The organism is Nitrincola sp. A-D6, from assembly GCF_000764495.1.
In the GTDB taxonomy this organism is placed as follows: Bacteria; Pseudomonadota; Gammaproteobacteria; order Pseudomonadales; family Balneatricaceae; genus Nitrincola.
This window is the reverse complement of sequence record NZ_JRLB01000015.1, coordinates 41937-53474: the sequence shown is the minus strand read 5'-3', so window position 1 is coordinate 53474 and position 11538 is coordinate 41937. Positions and strand designations below refer to the sequence as shown.

Annotated in this window: 10 protein-coding genes and 1 pseudogene; 6 read left to right on the top strand and 5 right to left on the bottom strand. The window is 39.3% G+C overall.

Annotation, left to right across the window (positions count from 1 at the left end):
* The first annotated feature begins 117 nt into the window (after positions 1-117).
* From LH51_RS03825 to opgC, 6 genes are all read left to right on the top strand, one after another.
* Complete coding sequence (locus tag LH51_RS03825) at positions 118-1533, top strand: mannose-1-phosphate guanylyltransferase/mannose-6-phosphate isomerase (protein WP_036519881.1); 1416 nt, start codon at positions 118-120, stop codon at positions 1531-1533.
* Complete coding sequence (locus tag LH51_RS03820; protein ID WP_052063416.1) at positions 1517-2635, top strand: acyltransferase family protein; 1119 nt, start codon at positions 1517-1519, stop codon at positions 2633-2635. Before LH51_RS03825 ends, LH51_RS03820 begins: the two co-directional genes overlap by 17 nt.
* Positions 2629-3270 (top strand): acyltransferase family protein, encoded by a 642-nt coding sequence (locus LH51_RS03815; protein WP_036519874.1) that lies wholly within the window; start codon positions 2629-2631, stop codon positions 3268-3270. Before LH51_RS03820 ends, LH51_RS03815 begins: the two co-directional genes overlap by 7 nt.
* 91 nt (positions 3271-3361) lie before the next feature.
* Positions 3362-4213 (top strand): acyltransferase family protein, encoded by an 852-nt coding sequence (locus tag LH51_RS23385; RefSeq protein WP_144244164.1) that lies wholly within the window; start codon positions 3362-3364, stop codon positions 4211-4213.
* A 5-nt stretch (positions 4214-4218) separates the two neighbouring features.
* Positions 4219-4587 carry an SGNH hydrolase domain-containing protein gene (locus tag LH51_RS23380; protein ID WP_144244163.1) on the top strand — a complete coding sequence of 123 codons (369 nt, stop codon included), beginning with the start codon at positions 4219-4221 and terminating at the stop codon, positions 4585-4587.
* Between the two features lie 41 nt (positions 4588-4628).
* Positions 4629-5675: an OpgC domain-containing protein gene (gene opgC / locus LH51_RS03810; protein WP_036519869.1), complete on the top strand. Its 1047-nt coding sequence runs from the start codon at positions 4629-4631 to the stop codon at positions 5673-5675.
* A gap of 3 nt (positions 5676-5678) precedes the next feature.
* Here opgC and LH51_RS03805 read toward each other — a convergent pair whose 3' ends face one another.
* The 5 genes and pseudogenes from LH51_RS03805 to pgi all read right to left on the bottom strand — a co-directional run bounded on the left by LH51_RS03805 (position 5679) and on the right by pgi (position 11498).
* A complete protein-coding gene (locus tag LH51_RS03805; RefSeq protein WP_052063415.1) occupies positions 5679-6392 on the bottom strand; it encodes a GDSL-type esterase/lipase family protein in 714 nt (237 codons plus the stop codon).
* Between the two features lie 13 nt (positions 6393-6405).
* Complete coding sequence (locus tag LH51_RS03800) at positions 6406-7500, bottom strand: acyltransferase family protein (protein ID WP_052063414.1); 1095 nt, start codon at positions 7498-7500, stop codon at positions 6406-6408.
* A gap of 18 nt (positions 7501-7518) precedes the next feature.
* Positions 7519-8496: a hypothetical protein gene (locus LH51_RS03795; protein WP_036519868.1), complete on the bottom strand. Its 978-nt coding sequence runs from the start codon at positions 8494-8496 to the stop codon at positions 7519-7521.
* Complete coding sequence (locus LH51_RS03790) at positions 8493-9773, bottom strand: nucleotide sugar dehydrogenase (protein WP_036519867.1); 1281 nt, start codon at positions 9771-9773, stop codon at positions 8493-8495. Before LH51_RS03790 ends, LH51_RS03795 begins: the two co-directional genes overlap by 4 nt.
* 28 nt (positions 9774-9801) lie before the next feature.
* Positions 9802-11498: pseudogene (gene pgi / locus LH51_RS03785) on the bottom strand (glucose-6-phosphate isomerase).
* Between the last annotated feature and the right edge of the window lie 40 nt (positions 11499-11538).

The window sequence follows — 11538 nt, the reverse complement described above, 5'->3', positions numbered from 1 at the left end:
CCGGTATCCGCAAAACACTGCACTGGTACCTGGAAAACCCACAATGGTGGCGTGCTGTTATGGATGGATCTTACCGTCAGTGGATTGCCACACAGTACGATTAATGGAGAGACAAGGATGAAAGTTTTACCTGTTGTTTTAGCCGGGGGCACTGGCTCACGCCTGTGGCCTCTGTCACGTAAAAGCCGACCTAAACAATTTCTACCATTGGTATCCGGCCAGAGTATGCTGCAGGAAACCCTGTCGCGTCTGCATGGCCTGGCTATGCTGCAACCCATCGTCATTTGCAATGATGAGCACCGTTTTATGGTGGCCGAACAGTTACGTGAAATTGACCTGCAAGCCCATATTCTGCTGGAACCAGTAGGCCGAAATACCGCTCCGGCTATCGCCTTGGCGGCCTTGTATGCAACGCAGAGTCTTAAAGAGCCGGTAACCCTGCTGGTCCTCGCGGCTGATCATGCCATTCAGGATGTCACCGCTTTCCAGTCGGCGGTTACACTCGCCGCCGCTGAAGCTGAACAACAGAAGCTGGTGACCTTCGGTATCTTGCCAACCTATGCCGCAACCGGCTATGGATACATTAAAGCTGGCCATGCGGATTCCGCCTCTGGTGCCCGCGCCGTTGAAGGCTTTGTTGAAAAGCCGGATCTGCCTACAGCTGAAGCCTTTATGCAAACCGGGCAATACTATTGGAACAGCGGTATGTTCGCGTTTCAGGCCAACGTGTTTTTGCAAGAACTGGAAACCTATCGAGCAGATATATACCAGGCTTGCGTAAATGCTATTACCACGGCTGGCTTTGATCTGGATTTTATCCGTATTGATGCACAAGCCTTCGCCGACTGCCCGGCTGAATCCATTGACTACGCGGTGATGGAAAAAACTCAGCATGCCAGCATGGTGCCCATGGATGCCGGTTGGAGTGATGTGGGAAACTGGGCTGCACTGCGTGAGCTAAAGGCCAAAGATGCCCAGGGCAACGACTGCCATGGCGATGTCTGGCTGCAGGACTGTGAAAACAACAGTGTGTATGCCAACCAGCGTATGGTCGCAGCCGTGGGTGTAAAAGATCTGATTATTGTCGAAACTGAAGATGCCATTCTGGTAGCTGATCAATCTCATTCCGAAGCGATCAAAACCCTGGTAAATCGTCTGGGTGACGCCGGTCGTCCGGAAGCCAGTAGCCACAAAGAAGTATTCAGACCCTGGGGTAAGTATGTGTCACTGGGAGAAGGTGAACGTTTTCAGGTTAAACGTATTACCGTGCACCCAGGTGGCCGTTTGTCATTACAGAAGCATTACCACCGTGCCGAACACTGGATCGTAGTATCCGGAACAGCACAGGTGGTGCGTGGTGAGGAAACCTATATGGTGACCGAAAATGAATCCACTTACATACCCTGCGGCGAAGTACACCGACTGGATAACCCCGGCTGTATTGATCTGGAACTGATTGAAGTGCAGTCAGGTTCTTATCTGGGTGAGGATGATATTGTGCGCTTGGAAGATGTGTATGGACGCAGTGTCTGAGATAGTTAAAGCTCAGAATAGTGCTATAAAGAATAGCACTAAACCAGAATATAACTGGATCGACTATGCCAAGGGAATTGGCATAGTTCTTGTTGTTTATGGTCATGTAGTTAGAGGGTTGATGAATGCTGACCTTCTCGAACATCCATTTTTTGAGCTTATCGATAGTATTATTTATACTTTTCATATGCCGATATTCTTTTTTATTTCTGGCTATTTATTTTATATATCATTGTTAAAAAAGAAGTTATGTGTTGTTGCTTTTAAAAAAATTGATTCAATAGTATATGTATATTTGGTTTGGAGTGTGATGCAAACATTGCTTGAATCATCATTGTCATCCTACACAAATGGCAGTGCTAACTTTGTTGATATGTATAAAATTGGAATTCATCCTAGGGCTCAATTTTGGTTTTTATATGCGCTATTTTTGATAGTGATTGTTTTTTCTATTTGTTTAAAAATATTTGGCAAAAAAACCGGGTATGTCTCTATATTTATAGGGTTGTTTATTTATTTAATTAATTCATATTATTTAAATGGATTTATGTTGTGGATGTTATGTGCTCACTTTATATACTTTGCTTTAGGCTATGTGCTGGCTGGTTTTTATATAAAGATTAACAATGGTGTCATTGCATATGATAATTATCAATTGAGAGCTATAACACTCATTTCATTTTTTATGTTTATGTGTGCTCAGTACTATTTTCATGGATATTATGATTATAGATACTTTAATAGAGGCTTTTTTTCTTTATTTATAGCATTGGTTTCATTAGGTTTTGTTATTTTTCTATCAATCTATATGTCTAGATCAGTTAGCAAGTTGGTGTTTTTTATTGGATGCTTGGGTGGTTATTCATTACATATATATCTAATGCATATTATTATAGGTTCAGGTGTGCGTATAGTGCTTGAAAGGTTTATGCTTATAGATAATGTAATTATTCATATTTCATTAGGGGTGTTTTTGAGTATTGTTGTTCCTGTTTTTATTGCAAAATATTTTAATGCTAAATTCTTTGGAGTAATCTTTTTTGGGTCATTTAGGGAGCTCTATGACAAGTTTTCAAATCATACGGGAGCTTTGAAGTGGTAAATTATCGTTCAGATATTGATGGATTGAGGGCGATTGCTGTTTTATCTGTCATACTATTTCACTTTAATAACGGCTGGTTGCCTGGTGGTTTTGTTGGAGTTGATGTTTTTTTTGTTATATCTGGTTATCTTATCACCGGCAATATATACAAGAATATAAAATCTGATAGCTTTAGTTTCGTTGATTTTTATTCGCGCCGTATCAGAAGGATAATTCCTGCAGCTAGTTTGGTTGTATTAGTGACATTGATTGCAGGGCACTTTATTTTAGTCCCCGAAGATTTAATCGACTTATCATTTTCGGCGTTAGCTTCTCAGTTGTCAGTTGCAAACATTTATTTCACCTATTTTTTAAATGCTTCATACTTTGCACCAGATGCAGAATTGCAACCTTTATTACATTTTTGGAGCTTGGGGGTAGAAGAACAGTTTTATATATTTTGGCCTATAATATTGCTTGTTTTGCTTAGTAGACTATCTAATACTATTGTTAGCTTAGCAGCGATAGGCTTGGCTATTGCTTCATTTGTGCTTGCTCAAGCAATGTTGCTACACAGCCTATGTTTGCATATTATATGCTTCCAACTCGGGCTGGGCAGTTGCTCTTTGGAGCAATTTGCTTTTTTTGGTCCATAAAAATATATAATAAAAAAAACGAATCAAATAAATCGATAGATTATTTATACCATATTATAGGGTGGCTAAGTTTTATAGGCTTATTATTTCAATGTTATATTTTAGTAAGGAGAGCGCTTACCCGGGAAATAATGCCGTATTACCGACTATTTTTAGCGGTTTAATTATTTTATTTTCACCCTATGGATTGTTGAGCAATATTCTGTCCTTTCGACCAGTAGTTTTTCTGGGATTAATTTCATATTCAATGTATCTTTGGCATTGGCCAATACTGGTATATAGTCGATATATTTTTTCAAATTTTGATTGGTACTGGTTTATCCCTTACATATTCCTGCTAACTTTTATTTCATGGTTGTCATGGAAATATGTTGAACAGGTTTTTAGAAAAAAAGGCGAAAATTTTAAGTGGATATTTGCTAAGCAGTATGTGTTTCCAAGTCTACTTGTCCTCATTATATGTATATTCTATATTGCGACTAAAGGTGTGGGTTTATATTCCAGCACTAATTTAGATATGACATCTAATTTGAATACAATTCCTCAACCGGTTCATAGAGATGAGCGTGTGTGTCAAGAATTCTTGGTTACTGATGCATTAATTTCTGAATCGCGCTGTGATATTAATCCGAATTTTGATTCAAAAGCTTTGCTATGGGGTGATTCTAATGCAGCTCATTTTGTACCGCTATTAGCTGAAATTGCTTCTGAGACAGGTTTTTCATTTAGGAATATTGCACACTCCGCTTGTCCTCCATTACTTTCTGGAGCTGGGGAATTTATTACTCCACAACGCAAGAACGACTGTTTGACATCAATTAGTGTTGTAAGAAATTCAGTTAATAACTACCCTGTGGTTATTTTAAGTGCTGCTTGGGGGTTTTATTATAATAAAATTCAAAATTATTTGAAGAGTATTTTGAAGACACTTTATTACAACTAATCAACATGAATAAAAGAATCATTGTTATTGGTAGAATGACTGCTTTTCCGGATTTAGATGCTAAATGCATTCATAAAAAATTTAAAGTTCCATTCATTAATTGTGATTCAATTAACTCAGATTCTAATGGGGTTGATGAATTATCACAAAGAGCTAATAGTTATTTGGAATCTATTTCAAATAAATATTCCGAAGTGACTTATGTTGATTTTAATAATATGTTGTGTGATGAGAATGGTTGTAGCCCTTTCCTAAATGAGAACCTTGTTTATTTTGATTCAACGCATTTGAGTGTGTCTGGAAGTAGGCTTTTGGGTGTCGAAATATTAAAAGAAAACTCATTGAATAGCTTGTTATTTAATATTTCTCAATGAAATATAATGATATGACGAGACTTTATAATTGGTAGCTATGCATGGTAAATAGAATATCAGAGTTAGACTTCGTCAGAGGAATGTTGATTGTTGTGATATGTTTGAATCATATGCATAGCTTTTTATCAAAATTCACCAATCAACCTTTCGGGTTTGTGTCTGCAATGGAGGGTTTTATTTTTGTATCTGGATTAGTTTCTGGTATTGTTTATTTTAATCGATATAAAAAAAATGGTTTTGTATCATGTTCAGGTTCTGTTTTTAGACGATCTTTTACTGTATATAAATATCATTTTTTTGTTGTATTTGTTTTGGTTGGTATCGGCTTCATATTTAAGACTGAGCTTTCTTCTGCGAACTGGCCATGGCCTCCGTTGATAAGTGAAGACTATATTCCTACTTTGTTAGGCTACGTTTTCTTATATGATCTTTCTCCTCATTTACAAATTCTTCCAATTTATGTTGTTCTTTTAATTTTCATACCGACTATGGTTGCTGTTTGTGCTGTTGCTGGCCCATTCTATTTGTTTTTGCTAAGTTTTATTATTTGGTTTTTTGCTCAATTAGGTTTTTTAGATTTTAGAATGGGATCATATAATTTTTATTCGTGGCAAGTATTGTTTGTTTTTGGATTTTCGATTGGGGTTATGAAAACTTCTGAGAGTTTATATATTAACTCTAAGTTTATAAGGTTAGCTGTTTTTACAATGTTTTTAGCTTTTCTTTTGTATCGATATCAAGAGAATATTTTAGAAGCTTTGAGTATTTCAGTGATGGATTTTTCATATGTTGATAAATTGTTTTCAAAACGGGATTTGGGGCCTTTAAGGCTTATGAATTTTGTGGTTATAAGTTATGTTATATATTATTTTTCTGGTCGATATTCATGGTTGTTTAGATCTGTTGTTTTAGAGAGAATTGGTAGAAAATCTCTTGAAATTTTTACATTTCAAATTTTTCTTGTGTTTGCATTATCTGCATTTAGTATAGACTTGTACTTTGAAAAGTTTTATGTGAATGCAGGGCTAACAGCTGCTCTTTTGGTTTCTCTATACTGTTACGCAAGATATGCAGGTAAATACCAATAGCTATTATGGATATATATAATTTTTTAATATTTCAATCCATTCATTATATCCATCTACGCTGAGGTGTAGCCCGTCTTCGATATAAAAATTTCCGCTTAAATATGCGTCGCTGTTTCTTATATGATCTTTAATATTTATATAATTAATATTGACTTTTCCCTTAGTTAAAAGCTCAATTTTACTATTTAATAAATCTATCCTTGAGTTTAATAACCCATTTGGGTCAGTATTTATTGATACGGGAAATATTGAGTTTATGAAAATACTTTTATGATTTAATAATTGTTCTATAATTTTTTTGTAATTATTTATTATTTCTTGGTCTTTGTTTCCAGATAAAATATCATTTATTCCAATTGATATTATAATTTTGTCAGATTTTTCTATGGATTTGTATTTTTTTAATCTATTGAGTAGTCCATAAGTTGTATCTGCACTTATTCCATAATTTGCGGAAGGGCTTAATATTGCTGCTGTAGATAGTCCTTGAATAAAACTGTCGCCAATAAATAGATTTATTCCTTCGGGGTGCTGTGCATCCATAGCTAAGTGTTGATTGAGTGTCCTGAAGTAGTATGGAGAGAAGGTTACTTCCATTGATAATTTATTTGTAGATACTTTATTTATTATTTTTTCAATAAAATTAGTATTTATTATTATAAAAATAAATGCTAAGTGTAGAGCTAATATATATAGACTAAATAATAATTTTTTCATTTTTTTTTGTGGGCTATGTTGCTATATTTATTTTTTTGCTTGGTTCTTCTTTACGTGTTGATATTTTTAGTTTCAAGAATTTCTTTTCTATGCAATGCCAAGAGAATAGTGCGAATAGGAAAGTTATTATTAATGATAAGGCTATCATCTGATAAATACTTATGTTTGGAAAAAATGCGATTAGCGACTGTTGTATTGGAAAAGCGTATATATATAGGCCATATGAATAGTCTCCTAGTTTGTTGAATTGTCTAATTCTTCCTTTAGGTATGTAGGCTACATAAAAAATCAAATATGGTATGGTTGCAATATATATTAAATTGAATGCAATTTTGTTAAGAGTAGCTATGAGAGTAACTGTTAATGCTATTAATGCAACTTTTGAGGATAGCTTTATCTTTTCTCTATATATAAAAATACTGCAGCCTATAAAAAACATTGTAAATAATCTTGTTGAGCTTTTATGTGTAATCGGAAAAAAAATATTAATAATATGCAATATGAGGGCGATGACTGTAATCGCAATTACTAAATTATTTGTTTGAAAAGAAAATATTTTTTTACTTATAAAAGTTGCTGTTACTAATGTTGCCGCTAGTATTGCATACATTTTAACTTCGTGAGGAAGGGTCCAAAGCGAACCATTTACAGCATGGCTCCAGGGTAGTTCGGTAAATACATTCGGAAGTCTATATTCTATTCCAAAAAATAATAATGAATTTTTAACAATAAATTTATAAGTTTGTGGGTGAGTAAGGTAGTCAAATTTATCAAGTGTTGTAAATAACAATCCAACTACAAAAGCGCAAAATAATACGGATATAAATAATCCAGGGAATATTCGTAATATTCTTGCCCAAGTAAAACTTAATACATTATTCCTTGAATAATAACTTCCTATAATAAGAAATCCACTAGTTATAAAGAAAACATCTACTGCTATGTATCCCCAAGTGATTCCAAGAGATGTTTTCAGAGGCTCTGCATCTGCTGAGCCCACAACAAGAGCAAAACTATGGCTGTAAAGAACAAGAATTGCAGCAATTGCTCGCAATAGATTAAAGTTATTATCTCGACCACGAGCTAATTCAGATAGTGTGTTTTTCATCACTATACCTTATATAAATCATCGAATGCTATTCTTTTCATTGGCTTGAGTTGATTGGCTTGTGGCTTTGTCATCTAATATAATGGCTTCTAATATTTTTTTATTTATAATTTTGTTGTATATATTGAATATTGTTGCGCCTATTAAAATTGCAAGTAGTGTATAAAGTAAGGGGCTATCAAAAATTAATTTTTCTAGCACTGCACGTGTTTGAAAGTGTGTTAGATAGATAAAAAGAGAACCTGCTGCAAGAAAATTTAACCCCTTACTTGTAAGTCTAGGTAGCCTCAGAGGTGGATTGAATATTAATAGTGCTACGGAGATACTTAAGAATAAGTTTACTTCACCATAAAAGATGTAGGCCGATATTATAAATGCAGTAGTCAGTGCTGATTTTTCCGTAAGAGTCTCTGTAAATCTTGCTGCAAAGCCAAAAGCAATCAACCACATCATTAACCACGGCAATCTTCTGTATAGGTGATGTGTATCCCATATGGCATCGCATACTATAAAAGTTAGTACAGCTATGGCTACAAAAGCATAGCTTGTTAGTTTTCTATTTTTATTAAGTAACGCTCTTACTTGTGGGAGCGCTAATAGTAACAACAGGATAAGTTGAATTTGTATGTAAACTTCAATAAACCAGTAGGAAAAACCCATAGGGTGACGTGCTTCTACAAAGTTCGCCACAAGAAGAACATCAACGAGTCTGAAAGAGCCGTAATACAATTGAATGAATAATACATAAGCTATGGTTGGTATCATAACCTTTATGATCATCATCGCCACAGGCATTATGCTGTCCGTCTTTAGTACTTTTGAGAGTTTAAACGTGGCTATATTATATCCAACGATCACCATTAAAAGTGCTGCACCGCCTCCACCATATTCAAACAGGCCAAAATGCCCCGATACAATTAGTGTAATGGCACAGAGTCTGAGTAGGGTGGGTAGGTCGTGATTTATAGGTTTTGGGGTGCTGGCTGCAGTGCTCATCTCCCCACCCCATAATAAACAAACCCAAAACTCTCCATAAGCTCCTTATCCATAATGTTTCTTCCATCGATAATGACTGGATTTTTCATCAGTTTCAGCATCAGGTAGTAGTCGGGTGACCAGTACTCATTCCATTCGGTGAGGATGATCAGCGCATCGGCATCTTTAAGCGTTTCTATCGCATTGTTGTAGTAGGCGATTTGGCCGGTGGATGGAAAGCGTTTGGCGAAGTTCATCATGGCTTGTGGGTCATGTGCATGAACTTTGCAGCCTTGTGCCAGCAGGGTTTCGACTACCTGCAGGCTGGGGGCATTCTGGATGCTGGCGGTGTTGGGTTTGAATGACAGGCCCCATACGGCAACTTTCAGGTCGGTAACATCGGCTTTGTAGTGTCGCCAGAGTTTACGGAAGGGCAGTACTTTCTGTTTTTCATTCTCTTCCAGCAGGGTGTTCAGAATTATGGAGTTGCGGTTGGTTTTCAGCAGTTCGGCCATGTTCTGGATGGATTTGCTGAAATGTGCCCCACCGAAACCGCAACCAGGAGCCAGATAATGCTTACCGATACGCGGGTCGCTTCCCATACCGGAAGTAATCGTGTCTATGTCGATATTCAACAGGTCGGCGAGGTTGGCCAATTCGTTAATATAGCCAAGCCTTAGAGCCAACATCCCGTTAACGGCAAATTTCATGAACTCAGCTTCGCGACGCTTGACGATCATCATCTGTTCCAGCGAGCGGCTGAAAGGCTTATACAATGCCTTGATGACTTTATTGGCTTCATTGCTTTGACAGCCGATCACAAGCGTTTTCGCTATGATGAAGTTGTCGTAGGCGCTGCCTTCGGAGAGCTGATCGGGGATATAGGCAATGGCCTGTTGTTTGTCTGTATCCAGCAGGGTAGCCAGTTCGTCAGTGGCTCCAAGGCCAAAGGTGGAGTAGTTTATGACTACCAGTTGTTCTGGCTGGGACTGTTGGTTTACCCGCTGAATAATGGTCTTTGCAAGCGGAAACTGATCCGGATGCAGTGCCAGTATTTGAATTGGGCAGTTCAGTGCGGCATCGGGATCGCCAAAGGTCAGATTACCCAGGTCATATTGTGCTTTAACGTGTGATAACAAGCCGGGTTCGTTAAATAGAATGCTGTTGGATTCGGATTGTTCGCCGAGGCTTTGTTTGCTGTCCGGCATCTGGTTGACGTGTACCTGATTACCAAATTCGGCAAAGGCGGTGGCGGCGGTCCAGCCAATTAATTCACTTCCCCATACTGCAATTTTCATTCTGCCCTCCAGGCATATTCTAGTTGGCTCAGCGCTTGGTGTTGATGTGGTTGATCAGGCCGCGTGTGGAGCTGTCGAGTGACACGCTTTCGCTTGACCCGTCCAGTGCTGGCAGTAAGCCGGTGGCGATAGTTTTACCCAGTTCTACACCCCATTGGTCAAAGGGTTGATGTTCCAGATCACTGACTGGACGAATACCTTGTGCTCATAGAGTGCGATCAGGGCACCGAAGGTTTCAGGTGTCAGTTTATCCAGCAACAGGGTAGAGCAAGGCTGGTTGCCCCGGTAGCGTTTATGCGGAGGGGAGTGTTCGGCCCCTTCAATCACCGTATCGCCCAGTGCCAGAATTTGTGATTGCGCCAGGCAGTTGGACAGGTTGAGCTGGTGTTGGTGTTTCAGCTCAATGTTGTTGGGCCCTTCATAGCGTGTGGAGCAGGTAATGAAGTCACACATAACCGGAATCGTACCCTGATGCAGCAACTGGTAAAAGGCATGCTGGGCGTTGGTGCCGATTTCACCCCAGAGTACCGGACAGGTGTTGTAGCCCACCATTTCGTTGCTGCGGGTGGTGTTTTTACCGTTACTTTCCATTTCCAGCTGTTCCAGGTAGCTGGGCAGGTGGCTCAGGCGGCCATCGTAAGGCAGGATGGCGTGGGCGGTAATACCGAGGAAGTTGATGTTCCAGATACCGGTGAGGGCAAGCAATACCGGCAGGTTGGCTTCAAACTCGGTGTTACGGAAATGTGTATCCATGGCGTGAGCACCTGCCAACATGTCACGAAACCCCTGCATGCCGATACGTAGTGCAATGGGCAGACCAATAGTAGACCACATGGAGTAACGTCCACCGGTCCATTCCCAGAAATACAGGTGGTTGGACTCCGGGATGCCCCACTCGATCATGCGCTTGGGTGTGGCTGATACCCCGATAAAGTGACGTTTGATGATCAGAGCTTCAGCCATGCCTTCATGTTGATCGGCACGCTTGAGCCATTCTTTGGCGGTATCAGCGTTGGCCAGGGTATCGATGGTGGTGAAGGATTTCGATGAAATCACAAACAGGGTGCGGGTGGGGTTGAGTCTGTCCAGCAGGCTGGAGATATGACTGCCATCCATCGAGGAGACGAAGTGGATGTCTACCTTGCGGCTGCTTTTTGTGGTGAATTCGCCCAGAGCCTTGCAGGCCATAAACGGGCCAAGATCGGAGCCACCCACGCCGATGTTTACAATGGTGTCGATAGGATGACCGGTACAACCCAGCCATTGGCCAGCATGGATGCAGTTAACCAGTGTTTCCATGCGGCTGAGGTTTTCATGGATCGGGACGATGATGTCTTCACCATCGACATTCAGGCTTTGGTCAGCCGGTGTACGCAGGGCCGTATGAAGTGCCGGGCGGTCTTCGGAGGTGTTGATTTTTTCGCCGTTGTAGAGATCTTCAATCCACTGTTTGAGCTGTTTTTCACGCGCCAGTTCACAAAGCAGTTGTAAGGTTTCGGCGGTGATGCGTTGCTTGGAAAGGTCCAGCAACAGGCCAGGGATGCTGTAACTGAAATCTTCAAAACGCTTGTTGTTCTGCTGAAATAGCGAAGCGATATGGCTTTGCCCATGACCGTGGCATGTTCGTATAGGTCTGTGCCCGCTTCTGTCGCAAATACATTCATGCTTGTGACAACTCCCTTGGTTTTCTGGTCCGTAATTTTTTGCAATGCAGCAATTAGTCATTCTACTGCGATAATTTGCTTAGAACCAGCATTTTATAAAC

Bases quoted from the DNA above. Each gene is read 5' to 3' on its own strand.
- LH51_RS23380 (WP_144244163.1), top strand. From the start codon at position 4,219: ATGAATAAAAGAATCATTGTTATTGGTAGAATGACTGCTTTTCCGGAT.
- LH51_RS03825 (WP_036519881.1), top strand. From the start codon at position 118: ATGAAAGTTTTACCTGTTGTTTTAGCCGGGGGCACTGGCTCACGCCTG.
- LH51_RS03800 (WP_052063414.1), bottom strand. From the start codon at position 7,500: ATGAAAAACACACTATCTGAATTAGCTCGTGGTCGAGATAATAACTTT.
- LH51_RS03820 (WP_052063416.1), top strand. From the start codon at position 1,517: ATGGACGCAGTGTCTGAGATAGTTAAAGCTCAGAATAGTGCTATAAAG.
- LH51_RS23385 (WP_144244164.1), top strand. From the start codon at position 3,362: ATGTTATATTTTAGTAAGGAGAGCGCTTACCCGGGAAATAATGCCGTA.
- opgC (WP_036519869.1), top strand. From the start codon at position 4,629: ATGGTAAATAGAATATCAGAGTTAGACTTCGTCAGAGGAATGTTGATT.
- LH51_RS03790 (WP_036519867.1), bottom strand. From the start codon at position 9,773: ATGAAAATTGCAGTATGGGGAAGTGAATTAATTGGCTGGACCGCCGCC.
- LH51_RS03795 (WP_036519868.1), bottom strand. From the start codon at position 8,496: ATGAGCACTGCAGCCAGCACCCCAAAACCTATAAATCACGACCTACCC.
- LH51_RS03805 (WP_052063415.1), bottom strand. From the start codon at position 6,392: ATGAAAAAATTATTATTTAGTCTATATATATTAGCTCTACACTTAGCA.